Raw genomic sequence first — 18745 nt, forward strand, 5'->3', positions numbered from 1 at the left:
CCGTGAAGACGTTCGAGTGGGAGGGGTACGACATCAGCGCGCAGACGGGGGAGACGAAGGAGCGGGCGGTGCCACAACTCAGGCGGCGGCTGGGCAGGGCGGACCTGCGGGCGGTGCCCGAGGCCCGGCGGGCCCTGCGTGAACTGCTGCGGCACTGGGGCGGGCCGGGTCGGTCGGAGGTCGCGGAGCTGCTCACCAGCGAGCTGGTCACCAACGCCCTCGTGCACACGGACGAGGGCGCCGTCCTGACCGCGACGGTCGGGCCGCGCGCGCTGCGGGTCGAGGTGCGGGACTTCACGGGCCGGCTGCCCGCCCCCCGCGCCCCGGACACGGAGGGGACCAACGGCAGAGGGCTGGTCCTGGTGCGCTCGCTCGCCGACGACTGGGGCGTACGGCCCTACGAGGGGGGCAAGTCGGTCTGGTTCGAGCTCGGGGCGGCCCCGGAGCCGGAGGCGGGAGCGGAAGCGGCCTGAGGCACCGGGGGTGCCGGTGCCTCAGGCCGCGCTCCGTACGGTGACTCAGCCGAACTGCTGCTCCAGGTCCTTGAGCTTGCGCTCCAGGGAGTCCAGGCGGGGCAGCGCCTGGGTGTCGTCCTCCGCGGTGAGGTCCACGGTCTCCACGGACATCTGGTCAGACCCCCTGCGTACGGGCTGCAGGGAGGGCCGCCTGCTCGCCGCGGGCAGCTGCTCCGGGGTCGATATGGCGGGCTCCGCGGCGGCGCGTTCCGAGCCCCGCTCCACCTGCTGCACCTCGACCTCGACCTGACGGCCGCCGCGGCCGGGGAAGCCGCGGTGGCCGTGGCCCCGGCTGATCGCCTTGAGCTGAGCCCGCTCCAGCCGCTCCTGCTCGCGGCGCCGCAGCTTCTTCTCCTCCTTCTGGCGCCGGTCGTCGCGGACCTCCTCGACCGCCTCGTCCAGGCTGCGCACGCCCTCCAGGAGCATCAGCGACCAGGCGCGGTACGTCTCCCTGGGAGCACGCAGCCAGCGGACCATGCGGATCTGCGGCAGCGGACGCGGCACCAGGCCCTGCTCGCGCAGCGCGGCCCGGCGGGTCTGCTTCAGCGCCCGGTCGAACAGCACCGCCGCCGACAGGGACATGCCCGCGAAGAAGTGCGGGGCGCCCGCGTGGCCCAGGCCGCGCGGCGCGTGCACCCAGTTGAACCAGGCCGCGGCGAAGGCGAAGGCCCACACGAGTATCCGCGAGCCGAGCGCCGCGTCACCGTGGCTGGCCTCGCGCACCGCGAGGACGGAGCAGAACATCGCCGCGCCGTCGAGGCCGAACGGGACCAGGTACTGCCAGCCGTCGCTCAGGCCGAGGTTCTGCTCGCCGAAGCCGACCAGACCGTGGAAGGACAGCGCCGCGGCGACCGCGGCACAGCAGAAGAGCAGGACGTAGGAGAAGGTGCCGTAGAGGGCCTCCTTGCGCCGGCGGCGCTCCTCCATGCGCTCCCACGAGTCGTCCGCGCCCGCGTCCTTCCCCGGGGAACGCTTGCCGCGCGCGAGCACCGCCACCGCCGCCAGCATGCCCAGGAGCAGCACGGCGCCCGGAAGCAGCCAGTTCAGCGATATGTCGGTCAATCTCATCTGGGGTCCCTTGCAGTGGGATAGGGCGTAACGCCCGCCATGGTGGCCCAAACCCAGCGGCCCTCAGGGGGTTTCGGGGCAAGAGGCCGCCAAGGGAGTGCAGAGGGGATGCCCAGGGCGGCGTTCTGCTCGAACTGCCGCGTGAGGGGCGGGAGTTGAGTTCGATTAAGACTACCCGTACGGGTGGTTCCACGGAAAGTTCCCGCGACGTGTGGGGGAGTTGTGGAACAACGCGGACGATCTTAGCCGACGGCCCGTCAGCCCGCCGCGGCGAGCAGCTTGTCGACGCGGTCGGCGTCGCAGGTGCGCGGGCAGGTGGCGCAGGTGTCCTCCGGGCGCAGGGTGTAGAACATGCAGCAGCTCGCCCGGTCCCGGGTGTGCAGCGGCTCGCCGTCCGGCCCCTTCAGCTCGCGGAACGCCGCGTCCCCGACGTACGGCCTGGTCGCGCCCGGCAGCAGCAGCTCCAGCTCGTGCCGCGCCCGTTCCTGCTCGCCGAGCAGGTGGGCGACGTACCACAGGCCCTCGACGACCTCGTCGGTCGCCATGCCCCACAGGGCGCGGCCGCGCCGCCGCATCCGGGGGCCGAATCCGGCCAGGACCGGCTCCAGGTGCTCGGCGACCGAGGCGCGCACCTCGGCGCGCAGCGCCTCCTCGTCGGCGACCACCCGGGCGCCGGGCAGGGCGGCGGCCGGATCGCCGGGGAGGCAGGCGAAGCCCGCGGGGCGTACGGCCATGCGGCCGAGGGGGGATCCGGCGGCCGTGCGGTCGTGGGACACGTGGGTCGCGGGGTAGCGGGGCACCCGGCGGTGCAGGAACCACGGCACGGTGATGAGCAGGCAGGCCGGCCACGCGTACCGGTGCAGGCCGAAGCTCGCGATCACGTCCGGCCGGGCCCGCTGTCCGTAGTCCCGCAGCACCTGGGCCTCGTCCCAGGCGAGGAAGGCGGCCAGCTCCGTGCCGCCCGCGGCGAGCGCGTCGGCCGCGACCCAGCCGCCGCCGCGGGGGGCCTCCTCGGCCGCGTCCAGCTCGGTGACGCCCAGCCCCGGAAGGACCTCGGACAGGCGCGCGTAGGCGTCCGTGAAGGCCGAGCGGGCGACAGGCATGCGGGACCACCGATCCACGTCAGGACAACGGGCTGCTTAAAGGTAAGCCTTACCTTACCCATAATGCTCCGGATTTGAACTGACGGCCCGTGCCCTTAGGGTGCTTGACGGACAGGTGACAACCCGCCGTAATGACCTCAAGTACCGACACGTCCCGCAGGAGGACCCGTGAAGCCCAGCGCGCAGGGCGCCGCAGGAACGGGAACCGGGCGGGTCCGTGCGGCCGTCGCGGCCGAGGCGGCGCGGATCCCGGCGCAGCCCGGGGCGGCGGACGTGGCCCGGGACCGGGACCGGGTCCGTGACACCGGGGAACCGGACGGCTCCGCGCGCGGCGAGCACACCCACGGCGAACCCTCCGCCCCGCACCCGCCCACGGCCCCTCCGCCCGCGCCCCGCCCGCGTGCCCTCGTCCGGCGTTCCTCCGTCCGCGGGCAGATCCTCGACGCCCTGCGCTCCGCGCTGACCACCGGCGAGCTGCGGCCCGGTGAGGTCTACTCGGCGCCCGTGCTCGGGGACCGGTTCGGCGTCTCCGCCACCCCGGTGCGGGAGGCGATGCAGCAGCTCGCCCTGGAGGGCGCCGTCGAGGTCGTGCCCAACCGCGGCTTCCGCGTCGTCGAGCGGGGCGCGGGCGAACTGGCCGAGCTGGCCGAGGTCCGGGCCCTGATCGAGGTCCCCGTGTGGCTCCGGCTGGCCCGTACGGTGCCCGCCGAGCGCTGGGCCGGGCTGCGGCCCCTCGCCGAGGCCACCGTCCGGGCCGCCTCCTCCGGCTGCCCGGCCACCTACGCCGAGGCCGACCGCGCCTTCCACCGCGCGGTGCTCGCGCTGGCCGGCAACGAACAGCTCGTCCGGATCGCCGGTGACGTGCACCGCCGCGCCCAGTGGCCGCCGGCCGGTGCCCCCTCGGCGCGGGGGCGGGCCGACCTGGTCGCCGACGCGCACGAGCACACGGCCCTGCTGGACGCGCTGATCGCCGGCGACCCGGACGTGGTGCGGGACCTGGTGGGGGAGCACTTCACCGGGTCCCGCTGAGCGGGGGCGGGCGCCGCCGCCGCTACGGGACCTCCTGCCGGTCCTCGCGCCCGGCCGGGACCCGCTTGCCCGGTCCACCGGACTTCTCCGTCCTGCCGCCCTTCTCCTTCCCGCCGGCCTTCTGCGGCCCGCCCCCGCCGCGGCTCCTGCCGCGCGCGGAGCGGGACCCGGCGCCGCGCCCGTGCAGCTCGATGGCGAGCGGGGACGCGGTGAACACCGACGAGTACGTCCCGACGCCGACGCCGATCAGCAGCGCGAGCGCGAAGTCGGTGAGCGAGTCGTCGGCCAGGACCGCCAGCGAGGCCAGGATGAGCACCGCGCCCATGCCCGTGTTGACCGTGCGCGGCAGGGTCTGCAGGATCGCGTCGTTGGTGAGCCGGTCGAACGGTGCCTTGCGCTCCTTGCCCAGCAGTTCCCGGACGCGGTCGAAGAGGACCACCGAGTCGTTGACCGAGTAGCCGATCACGGTCAGCAGCGCGGCCAGGAACACCCCGTCGATCGGCTTGCCCAGCCAGGCGAACACGCCGACCAGGATGACCACGTCGTGGGCGAGCGCACTGACCGCGGCGGTGCCGAACAGCAGCCGGAACCGCGCCGCGAGGTACAGCAACTGGGCGCCCAGGGCCAGGCCGAGGGCGATCAGGGCGTCCCGGCGCAGTTCCTCGCCGAGGCTCGGGCCGATCAGCTCGTCGCGGACCTTCTCCGTCTCGCCGCCCAGTTCGGAGACGGCCTTCGTGACGGTCGCCGCCTCGGCGTCGGTCAGCTCCTCCGTGCGCACGGTGAGGTCGCTGTCGCCGGAGGACTGGACGACGGCGCGCGGGAAGCCCGCGTCGGCGAGGGCGTCCCGGGCCCGGTCGGGATCGACCTGGGTGGCGGTGGAGTACTCGATGAGCCGGCCGCCGGTGAACTCGATGCCGAAGTTCAGACCGCGCACCAGGATGCCGGAGCCCGCCACCACCATGACGACCAGCGAGGCCGCCAGCCAGCGGCGCGGCCTGCTCATCAGGAACGGGTCGCGGCGCAGCAGGGCGTCGCGGACCGGACCGGTGGAAGAGATGCCGGTGATCCGGGGGCGGCGGAAGACCGCCGGGCGGCCCGCGGCGAACTCGGCGAGCACCCGGGTGATCACCAGGGCGCTGACCATCGACGCCAGGACACCGATGCCGAGGGTGACACCGAAGCCCTTGACGGGCCCCGACGCCAGGAAGAACAGCAGGGCCGCGGCGATCAGCGTGGTGATGTTGGAGTCGGCGATCGCGCTGAACGCGCTGCGGAAACCGGCGGTCAGCGCCGACCGCGTGCTCGGGCGGGTGCGGGCCGCCTGTTCCTCGCGGGCCCGTTCGAAGACGAGGACGTTGGCGTCCACCGCCATGCCGATCGCCAGGACGAACCCGGCGAGGCCGGGCAGGGTCAGGGTCGCGCCGACGGCGGCCAGGGCGGCGTAGGAGATCAGGCCGTAGCAGAGCAGGGCCACGGTCGCCAGGGCGCCCATCAGGCGGTAGACGACGATGATGAACAGCGCGGTCAGCGCGGTGCCGATGACGGCGGCCCAGGCGCCGGCCGAGATGGCCTCGTCGCCCAGGGTGGCACCGATGGTGCGCTGCTCGATCGTCTCGACCGGCACGGGCAGGGCGCCGCCCTTGACGAGCAGGGCCAGTTCGCGGGCCTCCGCGTCGTCGAAGGACCCGGTGATCTGCGTGGAGCCGCCGGAGATACCCGCTCCGCAGGCCACCGAGGGGTCGACCTGCGGCGAGGAGATGATCTTGTCGTCGAGCACGATGGCGACCCGCCGCTGGGGATCACCGGCCGGGTGACAGGCCGCCTCGCCCGTCACCTGCGCCCAGCGGTCGCCGCCGGCGTCCTTGAAGTCGACGGTGACGTGCCACCCGGCGCCGTTCTGCTGGTCGAAGCGGGCGTCGGCGCCCTTGACGTCCTGCCCGGTCAGCGTGGCGTCCTTCAGCCGCAGCGACTGCCCGGACTCGTCCGGCAGCACCCGTTCGCCGTCCTTGGCGACCGCGCCGTCCGCGCCGTCCTCGCCGGGCGGGTTCTCCGCCGCGCCGAGCACCGAGTGGACGGTGAGCTGCGCGGTGCGGCCCAGCACGTCGGCCGCCTTCTTGGGGTCCTGTACGCCCGGCAGTTCGACGACGACGCGGTTCTCGCCGGAGCGGACGATGGTCGGTTCGGCGACACCGAGGGCGTCGATGCGGCCGCGCAGCACCTCGACGGTGCGGTCGGTGGCCTCGCGGTCGGCCTTGGTCGTGTCGGTGGACCTGGTCTCCAGCACGATCTGGGTACCGCCGCGCAGGTCGAGCCCGAGGCGGACCGGCATGGTCAGGGCGATGGCCACGGACACGGCCAGCACGGCGAGCGCGACGAGCGCACGGACGTTCAGGGACCGCCCGCGCGAGCGCGGACGGGAACGAGGACGGGAAGGGGGACGGGAGCGTTTCAACACGGGCCTCCGGCGGGCACGCCGCGGCGGCGGCCGAGCGCGGCCGCGGCGGAAGAAGGTGAGAGGTCGGGGGTGAGGTGTCTCAGATGCCGGAGGAGACGGGCGGTGCCCGGCCGCTGTCGTGGCTCGCGCGGCCGGGGGAGACCGGCACCGGGCCGGGCGCGGCCGAGGTACGTGGGCGGGCGCCGGGGGCGGGGCCCGCGCCGTGCGCTCCGGTGGCCGCGTGCTGGTCCGGTGCCGTCGGGCGTTCGCCCAGCAGATCGTGGCGGGCCCGGGGCTGGGCGGCGCAGACCGGGGTGCAGCCGTCGTCCGCGTGGAGGCCGAGGGCCGGGTGGGGCACGGACGTGGCCGTGGCGGCCGCGAGGGGGCCGCTGGGGCCGACGTGCGCGCCGGCCGCCGGCCAGGCCGGGACCAGGGGCAGCAGGACGGCCAGCAGCGTCGTCAGCACGGTCGCGAGCCGCTGGCGCATGCGCCGTCCCCTTCCGTGATGTGTGGGCGGACCGGAGGAGCCCGGGGCTCCGGCCGGGGAGTGGGCGGCCAGAGCCACGGGCGGTTCGTGGGGTGGGTCAGGGCTCGATGAGCCCGGCGCGGATGGCGTACCGCGTCAGTTCCAGGCGGTCGCGCAGGCCGAGCTTCTGCAGCAGGTTCGCCCGGTGCCGCTGGACGGTCTTGATGCTGATGAAGAGGATCTCGGCGATCTCCTTCGAGGAGTGGCCCTCGGCGACGAGCTTGAGGACCTCCTCCTCGCGCGGGGTGAGGATGTGGTCGGAGGTCTCCTCGCCGTGCCTCACCCGGTCCAGGTAGTTGCGGATGAGCGCCGTCACCGCGCCCGGGTAGAGGAACGGCTCGTCGCGCATCGCGGCCCGGCAGGCGGCGACCAGGTCCCGGTCGGCGACCGACTTGAGCACGTAGCCGCAGGCACCCGACTTCAGCGCCTGGAACAGGTACTGCTCGTTGTCGTGCATCGTCAGCATCAGGATGCGCAGCCCCGGCTTCAGCGCGGCCAGTTCGCGGGCCGCCTGCAGTCCGGTGAGGCGGGGCATCGCGATGTCCAGGACCGCGAGGTCGGCCTCGTGGGCCCGCGCCATGTCGATGGCCTCCGCGCCGTCCCCGGCCTCGGCGACCACCTCGAGGTCCGGCTCCCGGTCGAGGATGAGGCGCACCCCGCGGCGTACCAGGGCGTGGTCGTCGGCGAGCAGGATGCGGATCTTCGCCGGGGCGGACGACCGGGGAGCGCCGGACGCGGCCGACGCGGCGGAGGCCGTGGACGTCGCGGAGGTGCCGTAGGCGGCGGACCGGCCGTACGCGGAGGGTTCGGCCGGTTCGGACAGGGACGGGTCGGACATGGTCAGGGCTACTTCCTGGAAAGGGGTGCGGTGAGCCGGATGCGGGTGCCGGTGCCGGGCGCCGACGTGATGTCGAGGGCGGCCCCGATGAGCAGGGCCCGTTCACGCATGCCGCGGATGCCGGCGCCCTCGTGCGCCGCCTCGATGCCGCGGCCGTCGTCGGCGATGGTGAGCGTCACCGCGCCGTCGACGCGGGCCAGACCCACCTCCAGCCGCTCGGCGTCCGCGTGGCGGGCGGCGTTGGTCAGACTCTCCTGCGCCACCCGGTAGAGCACCAGCTCGGTCTCCTCGTCCAGGACCGGCAGGTCGGCGTCGAACCGGCGCACCACCCGCAGACCGGTGTGGGTGGCGAAGTCGTGCGTCAGCGAGGACAGCGCGCTGATCAGGCCGAGGTCGTCCAGGACCCCGGGCCGCAGCCGGCGCACCAGGCGGCGGACCTCGTCCAGGCTCTCCCGGGTGATCTCCTGCGCCTGGTGCAGCTCCTCGCGCAGCGGCTCGTCGGCGTCGTCCGCCGCCCGCCCCAGGACCAGCAGGATCGCGGTCATGCTCTGCCCGACCTCGTCGTGCAGCTCCTGGGCGATACGGCGCCGCTCCGCCTCCTGGGCGAGCAGCACACGGGCACTGCTCGTGGCCCGCTCCGCCTCCAGGCGGTCCAGCATCGCGTTGAAGGTGCGGATCAGCTCGGGCACCTCACCGCCGCCGGAGATCGGCAGCCGCTGGCCGGGGCGCAGCAGGTCGACGGTGGTCATCAGCTTGGTGAGCCGCCCCAGCGGGGCCAGCCCCCAGCGCAGCAGCGCGCCGTTGGCCACCAGCATGACGCCCATACCGAGCACGAGGACGACGGCCTCGGTCAGCAGGATCGGCACGGAAACGGTCACCGGGGCCCACAGCAGCAGCGCCGTGGCGAAGCCCAGCACCACCGCGTTGAGCCCGAAGATCCGCCAGAACAGGGACACCGGGGGGTACGCCTCCTTCAGCGACGTGTCGACTGGTACGCCTCTACTGTCGGTCATCGCGCACCCTCGGTGGGAGCTGCGGCCCAGGTAGCGACCGAGCAAGCGACCAGCGTGCCCCGCCCGGGCCCCTCCGGTCGATGGGGCCCGACCCCCATTTCCGCGTCGCGGCACACCCATATGGCCGCCCCGGCGCACCGCCGAGTGGATCCCGCGTCCCCGGGCAAATGGGTCCTGCGCCCGATGGGATTCCCCCGACGGCCCGTCCAGGGTTGAGGACGACCGGGCCGGATCGGCCCGGCACTCGGCATACCCGCAGAACCTTTCCAGAAAAGGACCACTCACCGTGTCGCTCGACGCCTCCCGCATCGAACCCCGCCCCGAGCGGCTGACCGCTCACGAGGCACGCCAGCGTCTCGAACACGCCCGCAACACCCGCATGACCCAGCTCCAGGCCCTCGGCGAGAGCGGCCAGGCGGACGACCAGCTGATGTCCGCGCAGAAGGCCGCGATCGAGCGCGTGCTCAAGGAGATCGAAGAGGCCTTCGCCCGCATCGAGGACGGCACCTACGGCACCTGCCTGGGCTGCGGCAAGCCCGTCCCGGGGGAGCGTCTGGAAATCCTCCCCTACACGCGGTACTGCGTCGCCTGCCAGCGCCGCGCCGCCGCCTGACGGCGCGCTCCGTCCCCTCCGTCCCCCGTCACGTCCCTCCCGCCCTGCCCAAGGGGTGAAGTGGTGAACCACCAGACCATCGGCGACCGCGACACACGTCTGTCGCCCCTGTCGCCCGAGGACCTGGCCGCGCTCCGGGAAAACCTCCGGGAGCAACGGCTGTTCCGCGAGGACCAGCTGCGGCAGATCACGGCCGTCCCGTCCCGCGCCGACGAGCTGATCCGGCGTCGGTCCGCCGCGCAGACCGAGGTCCGGGTCAAGCTCGCGGCCTCCGCGCGCATGGTCCTCGCCGACGTGGAGGCCGCCCTCGACCGCATGGCCGAGGGCCGCTACGGCCGTTGCCATCTGTGCCGGCGTGCCATCGACCGCGACCGCCTGATGATCGTGCCGCAGGCCCGCTACTGCGCCCGCTGCCAGCAGGTGCGGGAGGCCGGACGATGACACTCCTTCGGCGGCCCCGCGCCGCCCTGTCCCGGCACCGGCCCTGGCCCCTGTGCCGGCAGTGCGGCGGCGTCGCCCTCGACATGGGCAGCGCCCGTACCCGCGCCTGGGTCGCCGGGCGCGGGATGATCCTCGACGTGCCGACAGTGACCTTCCCCGGCACGGGCGCGGTGTACCCCATCCAGCGCGGCTCCATCGTCGACACCGAGGGCACGGCGCGGATGCTGGACCGGCTGCTGGGCCACCGGCTGCCCCGCTTCGGCCGCCCGGTGGTCGTGGTGACCGCGCCGGTGCTGGGCGGGCCGGCCTACCGGAGCGAGGCCCGTACGGCCGTGGAGGTGCTGCGCCCGCGCACCGTGCTGACCGTACCCAGCGCGCGGGCCGTGGCCCTCGCGGCGGGCGCCGACCTGTCCCGCCCGCTGCTCGTCATGGACATCGGCGCCCATCTCACGGAGGTGGTGCTGCTGGTCGACGGCGCCGTCTTCGACGCGCGCCGCACGGCGCTGGGCACCGGGGACATCGACGACGCGACGCCGTCCGCGCGGATCGGTGAGGCGCTGGCCGACATGACGACCTCGATGCTGCGGCAGGACGAGACGTCCCTCACCGTGGACGCGCTGGGCAGGGGACCGCTGCTGGCGGGCGGGGGCGCGCTGCGCCCCGAGATCACCTGCCGGCTCGCCGACCTGCTGCACGTGCCGCTGCGGGCGGTGCCGGCGCCGCACACGGCCGCCGTGCGCGGCGCCGCCCGGCTCCTGGAGGCGGCTCACTCCCACCCGCCGACCACGGGCACGGACCCCCGTCCGCCCACCCGCACTGACACCGCGCCGAGCCACCGCGTCCCCGGGCCCCGCCCCGCGGACGCCGGGACGGCGGAGCACGGCCTGCCCACCGGGCACCGGTCTCCGCCTCGACGGGTCGTCACCGGCCCGGGGCTCCGGAGTGGGCCCGACCACCCCGGCGGCGGGGGTCCGCTCGTCCCTGCCGTCGGGGTGGTGCGGTGGCCGGTGGGTGGTGCGTGGTGCGTGGTGCCAGTTCCGGGTGGTGGTACCGCCGGTGCGCGGGGGTGCCGCGGGTGGGCCGACCGTCCCGGCGGCCGGGGTCCGCTCGTCCCTGCCGTCGGGGCGGTTGCCGTGCCGGGGCGCGGGGCCGATCAGGGTGCCGGTGCACGGTGCGGCACCTCCGGCGCCCGGTGGCCCCGGGCCGGCGCCCCGGCCGGAGCACCGGGGATCCGGCCACTCGGCACGCGTCCCCGGCGTTCAGCCCGTCCACGACCCGCCCGGCCGACCCCGCACCCGCAGCCCCCGTCCCTACGTCCGCGCCCGTCCGTCCGCCCGCGCCCCGTCCCCATACCCTGCCCCACCCCCCGCCCGTGCGGCCGGTGCCCGCCCCGGTGTCGGCCGTGCCCCGTCCCTCACATGCTCGCTCGCTCGTTCGACACGACAGGCCGCCCCGTCCCGAGCCAGGAAGGAGGCACACCGTGGCCGGTGAGATTCCTCCAGCCCAGCCACCACCCGCCGTTCCCGGTCCCGATCCCGTCCCCGACACCGTGGGACACCCCTACCTCGTGCTGTGGCGATGGCGGCGCAACCCGTTGCGCCGGCCCAGCGACCGGCTGCGGGCGTGGGTCTCGCTCGGGCTCGTGCTCGCCGTGCTGGTGGCGGCCCCGGCGGCGATGTTCGGGGTGGGCGACAGCGCCTACCGCCACTACCGCACGACCGCCGACCACGAGGCGCGGACCCGGGACCACCGTCCCGCCGTCCTGACCCACGACGCCCCGCGCCACCCCGAGCCGGGGTCGGACGAGGCGAAGAAGGCCCGCTACCCGGTGCCGGTCCGCTTCACCGGCCCGGACGGGGCGCCCCGGACCGGGACGACCGAGGTCGCACCGGGGCTGCCCGCGGACAGCACCGTCCTGGTCTGGGTCGACGCGCGGGGCAGGATCACCGAGCCGCCGCTGACCGCGGAGCAGATCCGCAGCCGCACGATGGGCTGGGCGATCCTCGCCTTCCTGGGCGTCGTCCTCACCGGACTCGCGGCCCACGCCGTCACCGGTCTCGTGCTCCACCGGCGCAACCTCGCCCAGTGGGACGCGGCCTGGGCCAACACGGCCCCGCGCTGGTGCGGATTCCCGTGACGCCTCGCCGGGTACGGCCCCTCACGCCGTCGCCGCGCCAGCCGCGGGCGGTGCCAACTGCCGGGCCAGCCACGTCGGCACCCCGCCGAGGAGCCGGAACAGCCGCCGCGCCTCCTCCCGCAGCCGGGACGCCTCCGGTTCGCTCTCCGCGTCGGCCAGCGAGGCCAGCGCGGGCGCCGTACCGACGAGGTACCCCAGCTCCTCGCGGATGCGCAGCGACTCGGCGAAACCGTGCCGCGCCTCCGTCAGCTCCCCCTCGCGCAGGGCCAGTCCGGCCAGATGCCGCCAGGTGAAGGACAGGAGCAGCGGCTCGGCGTGCGCCGTCGCGCCGGCGTGTGCGCGCCGGTAGGCCGCGCGGGCGGCCTGCGGAGACCGGGTGAGGTTCTCCGCGAGGAGCCCGCGCCGGAAGTCCAGCAGGGCCCGCCCCTTCGCCCCCGGCGCGATCAGGGCAGCCGACCGGCCCAGCGCGGCCCGCGCCTCGTCGGCCCGGTCACGCACCCCGTGCACCGTGGCGGCGTACGCGAGTTGCCCCCGTTCACAGGCGGCGGCCCCGCGTTCGTCGTCGCTGTCGGCCAGCGCCTCCGCGGTGCGCAGCGCGTCCTCGGCCTCGGCCCAGCCCTGCTCCGTGTACAGGCACCGCTCCACCAGCAGCGCGGTCCGCTGCAACGCGGTGTCCGCGGTGACCGGCTCCAGCAGGGCCGCCGCGTCGGCCCAGCAGCCGCGCGAGCGCAACCGCCATACCGCGGTCTGGAGCGGATCGTCACCTTCGGTCGTTCCCCAGCCAGAACCAGCCATGGCGGAATGCGCCACGTCGCCCTCCCCTTAGCACGCCATCGAGCTCTCGAGTGGTGGCCGCATCTCAGCACGGATCCGGCGGCCCGGCCAAGGGGATGGGTGAAAGATTTCACAAAGTGGTGGGACTTCCCGCTCCGAGGTTTGGGACGCCCCCGGGCTCGCGCCGGGGCCGTCCCGCGCTTCCCGCCTCAGCTCATGCGCAGGGCCAGGAAGAAATCCAGCTTGTCCTCGAGCCGCGACAGATCACGCCCCGTCAACTGCTCGATCCGCCCGACGCGGTAGCGCAACGTGTTGACGTGCAGGTGCAGCCGGTTCGCGCAGCGCGTCCAGGAGCCGTCGCTGTCCAGGAACGCCTCCAACGTCGGGATCAGCTCGGCGCGGTGGCGGCGGTCGTAGTCCCGCAGCGGGTCGAGGAGCCGGGCGGTGAACGCGCGGCGGACGTCGTCCGGCACGAAGGGGAGCAGGAGTACGTGCGAGGCCAGCTCCTGGTGGCCGGCCGCGCAGACCCGGCCGGGGCGGGCGGCGGCGACCCGGCGCGCGTGCCGGGCCTCCTCCAGCGCCCCGCGCAGCCCCTCCGCCGAGTGCACGGCCGCACTGACACCGAGCGTGAGGCGCCCGTCGCCGTCGAGACCCGCCGACAGCGGTTCCCGTACGGACTCCAGCAGCGCGTCCGCCAGGACTCCCGTCTCGGAGCCGTCGTGCTCGCTGGAGACCGCGGGCAGCGGTACGAGGGCGACGGCCTCGTCGCCCGTGTGCGCCACGGCGATCCGGTCGGACTGCTCGGGGCCGGCGGCGTGCGGGTCGACGAGGATCTCCTCGAGCAGGGTCTGCGCGACCCGGCCGGTCTCCCCGGCGCCGTCCTCCCACTCCACGCGGGCCACCACGACCTGCCAGTGCGGGGCCGCGCCGAGGCCCGGCAGCAGCACCGGCGCCGCCACCCGCAGCCGGGCCGCGATCTCGGCGGGCGCGGCGCCCGTCTGCACCAGCTCCAGGACCTCCTGCGCCAGCCGCCGCCGCACCGTGCGGGCCGCGTCGCGCCGGTCGCGCTCGACCGCGATGAGCTGGGTGACGCCGTACAGCAGGTCGAGGCGTTCCTCGGCCCACTCCCCGGCGTCCGCCTCCACCACGAGCAGCCAGTCGGACAGCACCGTCTCGCGCCCGTCCCGGCCCGTGCCCTGCGGCGCCCGCGCCCCCGGGGCCATCGCCTGGAGCTGCCCGCGCCCGCGCACCGGGAAGAGGCTGTACGTCGTGCCGCCCACCGGCACCCGGTACGGCGCCCGCCGGCCCGTCCGGGTGGCCGCGAGGTGCTCCGCCGCCAGTCTGGCGCACACCTCGGCCGACAGCGCGGGCTCCGCGTCCTTCGGCCCGGCGACCTGCCGTCCGGTGGGGGAGAGCACCCAGGCCCGCAGGTCGAGGTCGGAGCCGAGCAGGTCCAGGACGACGTCGGGGCCGCCGCCCGCCGGTCCCGACGTCATCATCCGGCGGTGGCGGTCCACCACGGCCGCGAGGTCGCCGGCCCGCTCGCCCGACACCTGCCGCACGACGTGCTCGGTGATCGTCGCGAACGCCACCGACTCGTTCACCGCGAACAGCGGCAGCCGGTGCCGCGCGCACGCCGCCACCAGATCCTCCGGCACGCTCCCCAGCTCCGCCTCACCGGCCGCCAGCGCGGCCACCTGGGCCTGCACCAGGAGGCGGACGAACGGCTCGGAGTCGGCGGCGTCCCGGCGCCAGGCCAGGCCGGTGAGGACCAGTTCGCCGCCCGAGAGGTAGCGGCTCGGGTCCCGCAGGTCGGTGGTCATCACCCCGCGGACCGTGCGGTCCAGCTCGTCCTCGCCGCCGAGCAGCTTGAGGCCCAGCGCGTCGGTGTCCAGCAGTGCGCGCAGCCGCATTCTCGTCGCCGCCGTTCTTTGTCTCGAAGTGTTCCAGGTCACGCGGCTGTGGCGCCCGTTACCGGAGGAAAACGAGGAGGTGCATGAGGACCTCCTTTCATACGAATCTACAAGATGCCCGCGCTGGCCAGCCAACTCCTTCATGGTTTCTGCGACTGACCCCGGTGGAGGACAGAGCGGTGTACTGAGCCCACTCCACGTGAACACCACATGAACGAGCCGGGACCGCCGCACACGGATTGGCTCAATCTGTACGCCCCCAAGTAGACGAAGAAGAGAGCCGGTCATGGACTTCCTTCGCCCCGCCAGCTGGGAGGAGGCGCTCGCCGTCAAGGCCGAGCACCCCACCGCTGTGTCGATCGCGGGCGGCACCGACGTGATGGTCGAGATCAACTTCGACCACCGTCGGCCCGAGTACCTCATGGATCTCGGCCGCATCGGCGACCTCACCGAGTGGGAGGTCGGCGACGACTCCGTACGGCTCGGCGCCTCCGTGCCCTACACGCGGATCATGGAGAACCTGCGCACCGAGCTGCCGGGACTCGCCCTGGCCTCGCACACGGTCGCCTCCCCGCAGATCCGCAACCGCGGCGGCGTGGGCGGGAACCTCGGCACCGCCTCCCCGGCCGGTGACGCGCACCCCGCGCTGCTCGCCGCCGGCGCCGAGGTCGAGGCCGAGTCGGTGCGCGGCGTCCGCCGCATCCCGATCGACGCGTTCTACACGGGCGTGAAGCGCAACGCGCTGGAACCCGACGAGCTGATCCGCGCCGTCCACGTCCAGAAGGCCGACGGACCCCAGCAGTTCTCCAAGGTCGGCACCCGCAACGCCATGGTCATCGCCGTGTGCGCCTTCGGCCTCGCCCTCCACCCCGAGACCCGCACCGTGCGCACCGGCATCGGCTCGGCCGCGCCCACCCCGGTCCGCGCCACCGCCGCCGAGGAGTTCCTGAACGCGGCGCTGGAGGAGGGCGGCTTCTGGGACAACGGGAAGATCATCACCCCGTCGGCCGCCAAGCAGTTCGCCGACCTGTGCTCCGCCGCCTGCAACCCCATCGACGACGTCCGGGGCACCGCGAGCTACCGCCGCCACGCGGTCGGCGTGATGGCCCGCCGGACGCTCACCTGGACCTGGGAGTCGTACCGCGGCACCCGCCACACCACGGAGGGAGCCGCGTAATGCGCGTCAACTTCACTGTCAACGGACGTCCGCAGGAAGCCGACGACGTGTGGGAGGGCGAGTCCCTGCTGTACGTGCTGCGCGAGCGGATGGGCCTGCCCGGCTCCAAGAACGCCTGCGAGCAGGGCGAGTGCGGCTCCTGCACGGTCCGCCTGGACGGCGTGCCGGTGTGCTCCTGCCTGGTCGCGGCCGGACAGGCCGAGGGCCGCGAGGTCGTCACCGTCGAGGGCCTGGCGGAGTTCGCCAAGGACCGCGCCGAGGACCGCGCCGAGGACCGCGCCGAGGACCGCGCCGAGGACCGCGCCGAGGACCGCGCCGAGGGCTGCGCCACCGGCGCCCGCGGGGACGGCGGCCGGGGCGGCGCGAGCGCCTCGCTCGACGGGGCCAAGCGCTGGCAGGCGCACGGGACCGACTCGCAGACCGGCGAGGGCATCGAACTGGCCCCGATCCAGCAGGCGTTCATCGACGCCGGCGCCGTCCAGTGCGGCTTCTGCACACCCGGCCTGCTCGTCGCCGCCGACGAGATGCTGGAGCGCAACCCCAACCCGACCGACGCGGACATCCGCGAGGCGCTGTCGGGCAACCTGTGCCGCTGCACGGGCTACGAGAAGATCATGGACGCGGTCCGCCTGGCGGCCGCCCGCCAGTCCGAGGGGGTCTGAGCATGGCTGCCAACGGCGCACCCACCACAATCACGCAGGGTTCCCGGACCAGGGGCGGCATCGGCGAGTCCACGCTCCGCCCGGACGGCACCCTCAAGGTCACCGGCGAGTTCGCGTACTCCTCCGACATGTGGCACGAGGACATGCTCTGGGGCCAGATCCTGCGCTCCACCGTCGCGCACGCCGAGATCGTCTCCATCGACACCGGCGAGGCCCTCGCCACGGCGGGCGTCCACGCCGTCATGACGTACGACGACCTGCCCACCGAGGTGCGCCATTACGGCCTGGAGATCCAGGACACCCCCGTCCTGGCCCACGGCAGGGTCCGCCACCACGGCGAGCCGGTCGCCATCGTCGCCGCCGACCACCCGGAGACCGCGCGCCGCGCCGCCGCCAAGATCAAGGTGGAGTACCGGGAGCTGCCCGTCATCACCGACGAGGCCTCCGCGACCGCCCCCGACGCGCTGCTCCTTCACGAGAACCGCGACGACCACCACATCGGCCACGTCCCGCACCCCAACATCGTGCACCGCCAGCCGATCGTGCGCGGCGACGCCGACGCGGCGGCCGCCCGGGCGGACGTGATCGTCGAGGGCGACTACTACTTCGGCATGCAGGACCAGGCCTTCCTCGGCCCCGAGTCCGGCCTCGCGGTGCCCGCCGAGGACGGCGGCGTCGACCTCTACATCGCCACCCAGTGGCTGCACTCCGACCTCAAGCAGATCGCCCCGGTCCTCGGCCTGCCCGAGGACAAGGTGCGTATGACGCTCTCCGGCGTCGGCGGCGCCTTCGGCGGGCGCGAGGACCTGTCGATGCAGATCCACGCCTGCCTGCTGGCGATGCGCACCGGCAAGCCCGTCAAGATCGTCTACAACCGGTTCGAGTCCTTCTTCGGCCACGTCCACCGCCACCCGGCCCGCCTGCACTACGAGCACGGCGCCACCAGGGACGGCAGGCTCACCCACCTGAAGTGCCGCATCGTCCTGGACGGCGGCGCCTACGCCTCGGCCTCCCCGGCGGTCGTCGGCAACGCCGCCTCGCTCGCGGTGGGCCCGTACGTCGTCGACGACGTGGACATCGAGGCCATCGCCCTCTACTCCAACAACCCGCCCTGCGGCGCGATGCGCGGCTTCGGCGCGGTCCAGGCGTGCTTCGCCTACGAGGCGCAGATGGACAAGGTCGCGAAGGAACTCGGCATGGACCCGGTGGAGTTCCGCCGGATCAACGCCATGGAGCAGGGCACGATCATGCCCACCGGGCAGCCCGTCGACTCCCCGGCGCCGGTCGCCGAACTCCTGCGCCGCGTCAAGGCGATGCCGATGCCGCCGGAGCGCCAGTGGGAGTCCAGCGAGGGTTCCGACGTACGGCAGCTGCCCGGCGGCCTGTCCAACACCACGCACGGCGAGGGCGTCGTCCGCGGCGTCGGCTACGCGGTCGGCATCAAGAACGTCGGCTTCTCCGAGGGCTTCGACGACTACTCCACCGCCCGGGTCCGCGTGGAGGTCGTCGGCGGCGAACCGGTGGCCACCGTGCACACCGCGATGGCGGAGGTCGGCCAGGGCGGCGTCACCGTCCACGCGCAGATCGCCCGCACCGAACTGGGCGTCACCCGGGTCACCATCCACCCGGCCGACACCCAGGTCGGCTCGGCCGGCTCCACCTCCGCCTCCCGGCAGACCTACGTCACCGGCGGCGCCGTGAAGAACGCCTGCGAGCTGGTGCGCGAGAAGGTCCTGGAGATCGGGCGCCGCAAGTTCGGCTCCTACCACCCGGCCTGGGCCACCGCCGAACTCCTCCTGGAGGGCGGCAAGGTCGTCACCGACGGCGGCGAGGTCCTGTCCGACCTCGTGGACGTCCTGGAGGGCGAGGCCGTCGAGGTCGAGGAGGAGTGGCGGCACCGGCCGACCGAGCCCTTCGACCTGCGCACCGGCCAGGGCAACGGCCATGTCCAGTACTCCTTCGCCGCGCACCGCGCCGTCGTCGAGGTCGACACCGAACTCGGCCTGGTCAAGGTCGTCGAACTGGCCTGCGCGCAGGACGTCGGCAAGGCGCTCAACCCGCTCTCCGTCATCGGGCAGATCCAGGGCGGCACCACCCAGGGCCTGGGCATCGCCATCATGGAGGAGATCGTCGTCGACCCGAAGACGGCGAAGGTCCGCAACCCCTCCTTCACGGACTACCTGCTCCCCACCATCCTCGACACGCCGACCATCCCGGTCGACGTGCTCGAACTCGCCGACGACCACGCGCCGTACGGGCTGCGCGGCATCGGCGAGGCCCCCACCCTGTCGTCCACCCCGGCGGTCCTCGCGGCCGTCCGGAACGCGACCGGGCTGGCGCTCGACCGCACGCCCGTACGACCGGAGCACCTGACCGGTACGGCGTAGCAGACCCTCCGGGCGGCGCACGGAACGTCACACCCTCCGCGCCGCCCGGAGCACAGCCCAAGTCCCGCTCCGCTCGCGGTGCTTGACGTACCACCACACATGCGTTCGTCTCGGG

16 protein-coding genes and 1 pseudogene are annotated in these 18745 nt (G+C 74.3%); 9 read left to right on the forward strand and 8 right to left on the reverse strand.

Annotation, left to right across the window (positions count from 1 at the left end):
• The first annotated feature begins 68 nt into the window (after window positions 1-68).
• The gene (locus BJ961_RS10605; RefSeq protein ID WP_271417011.1) at window positions 69-473 is read left to right on the forward strand and encodes an ATP-binding protein; all 405 of its coding nucleotides are present in this window, start codon (window positions 69-71) and stop codon (window positions 471-473) included.
• A 45-nt stretch (window positions 474-518) separates the two neighbouring features.
• Here the strand turns inward: BJ961_RS10605 and BJ961_RS10610 are convergent, their stop codons facing one another.
• Complete coding sequence (locus tag BJ961_RS10610) at window positions 519-1583, reverse strand: DUF2637 domain-containing protein (protein WP_271321076.1); 1065 nt, start codon at window positions 1581-1583, stop codon at window positions 519-521.
• A 257-nt stretch (window positions 1584-1840) separates the two neighbouring features.
• Window positions 1841-2686: a (2Fe-2S)-binding protein gene (locus tag BJ961_RS10615; RefSeq protein ID WP_271321077.1), complete on the reverse strand. Its 846-nt coding sequence runs from the start codon at window positions 2684-2686 to the stop codon at window positions 1841-1843.
• 168 nt (window positions 2687-2854) lie between these two features.
• On the opposite strand from BJ961_RS10615, the gene BJ961_RS10620 reads away from it, so the two are divergent.
• Window positions 2855-3715, forward strand: coding sequence for a GntR family transcriptional regulator (locus BJ961_RS10620; RefSeq protein ID WP_271321078.1), 861 nt, complete (start codon window positions 2855-2857; stop codon window positions 3713-3715).
• Window positions 3716-3737: 22 nt separating this feature from the next.
• Here the strand turns inward: BJ961_RS10620 and secD are convergent, their stop codons facing one another.
• The 4 genes from secD to BJ961_RS10640 form a co-directional block, all read right to left on the reverse strand.
• On the reverse strand, window positions 3738-6167 hold the full coding sequence (gene secD, locus BJ961_RS10625) for a protein translocase subunit SecD (RefSeq protein ID WP_271321079.1): 2430 nt from the start codon (window positions 6165-6167) through the stop codon (window positions 3738-3740).
• 82 nt (window positions 6168-6249) lie between these two features.
• Window positions 6250-6636 (reverse strand): hypothetical protein, encoded by a 387-nt coding sequence (locus tag BJ961_RS10630; RefSeq protein WP_271321080.1) that lies wholly within the window; start codon window positions 6634-6636, stop codon window positions 6250-6252.
• Window positions 6637-6733: 97 nt separating this feature from the next.
• Window positions 6734-7513, reverse strand: coding sequence for a response regulator (locus tag BJ961_RS10635; RefSeq protein WP_271321081.1), 780 nt, complete (start codon window positions 7511-7513; stop codon window positions 6734-6736).
• Between the two features lie 8 nt (window positions 7514-7521).
• The gene (locus BJ961_RS10640) at window positions 7522-8469 is read right to left on the reverse strand and encodes a HAMP domain-containing sensor histidine kinase (protein ID WP_271417012.1); all 948 of its coding nucleotides are present in this window, start codon (window positions 8467-8469) and stop codon (window positions 7522-7524) included.
• 343 nt (window positions 8470-8812) lie between these two features.
• On the opposite strand from BJ961_RS10640, the gene BJ961_RS10645 reads away from it, so the two are divergent.
• The 4 genes and pseudogenes from BJ961_RS10645 to BJ961_RS10660 all read left to right on the forward strand — a co-directional run bounded on the left by BJ961_RS10645 (window position 8813) and on the right by BJ961_RS10660 (window position 11717).
• Window positions 8813-9139, forward strand: a complete 327-nt coding sequence (locus BJ961_RS10645; RefSeq protein WP_271321082.1) for a TraR/DksA C4-type zinc finger protein — start codon at window positions 8813-8815, stop codon at window positions 9137-9139.
• Between the two features lie 60 nt (window positions 9140-9199).
• Window positions 9200-9580: a TraR/DksA family transcriptional regulator gene (locus BJ961_RS10650; RefSeq protein WP_271321083.1), complete on the forward strand. Its 381-nt coding sequence runs from the start codon at window positions 9200-9202 to the stop codon at window positions 9578-9580.
• Window positions 9577-10400: pseudogene (locus BJ961_RS10655) on the forward strand (rod shape-determining protein). The gene BJ961_RS10650 and the pseudogene BJ961_RS10655 overlap by 4 nt, the downstream one beginning before the upstream one ends.
• Window positions 10401-11060: 660 nt before the next feature.
• The gene (locus BJ961_RS10660) at window positions 11061-11717 is read left to right on the forward strand and encodes an Rv1733c family protein (RefSeq protein ID WP_271321084.1); all 657 of its coding nucleotides are present in this window, start codon (window positions 11061-11063) and stop codon (window positions 11715-11717) included.
• Between the two features lie 21 nt (window positions 11718-11738).
• Here BJ961_RS10660 and BJ961_RS10665 read toward each other — a convergent pair whose 3' ends face one another.
• Window positions 11739-12527: a hypothetical protein gene (locus BJ961_RS10665; RefSeq protein ID WP_271321085.1), complete on the reverse strand. Its 789-nt coding sequence runs from the start codon at window positions 12525-12527 to the stop codon at window positions 11739-11741.
• 173 nt (window positions 12528-12700) lie between these two features.
• Window positions 12701-14404, reverse strand: coding sequence for a PucR family transcriptional regulator (locus BJ961_RS10670; RefSeq protein WP_271321086.1), 1704 nt, complete (start codon window positions 14402-14404; stop codon window positions 12701-12703).
• A gap of 286 nt (window positions 14405-14690) precedes the next feature.
• Between BJ961_RS10670 and BJ961_RS10675 the strand changes: the two genes are divergently transcribed.
• Genes BJ961_RS10675 through BJ961_RS10685 form a run of 3 tightly spaced genes read left to right on the forward strand, consistent with a single transcriptional unit; the run spans window position 14691 to window position 18630 of the window.
• Complete coding sequence (locus tag BJ961_RS10675; protein WP_271321087.1) at window positions 14691-15581, forward strand: FAD binding domain-containing protein; 891 nt, start codon at window positions 14691-14693, stop codon at window positions 15579-15581.
• Entirely contained in the window at window positions 15581-16243 is a 663-nt protein-coding gene (locus BJ961_RS10680; RefSeq protein ID WP_271321088.1) for a (2Fe-2S)-binding protein, read from the forward strand. The genes BJ961_RS10675 and BJ961_RS10680 overlap by 1 nt, the downstream gene beginning before the upstream one ends.
• 2 nt (window positions 16244-16245) lie before the next feature.
• Entirely contained in the window at window positions 16246-18630 is a 2385-nt protein-coding gene (locus BJ961_RS10685) for a xanthine dehydrogenase family protein molybdopterin-binding subunit (protein ID WP_271321089.1), read from the forward strand.
• The last annotated feature ends 115 nt before the right edge of the window (window positions 18631-18745 follow it).

The organism is Streptomyces lienomycini (assembly GCF_027947595.1).
Taxonomy (GTDB): Bacteria; Actinomycetota; Actinomycetes; order Streptomycetales; family Streptomycetaceae; genus Streptomyces; species Streptomyces lienomycini.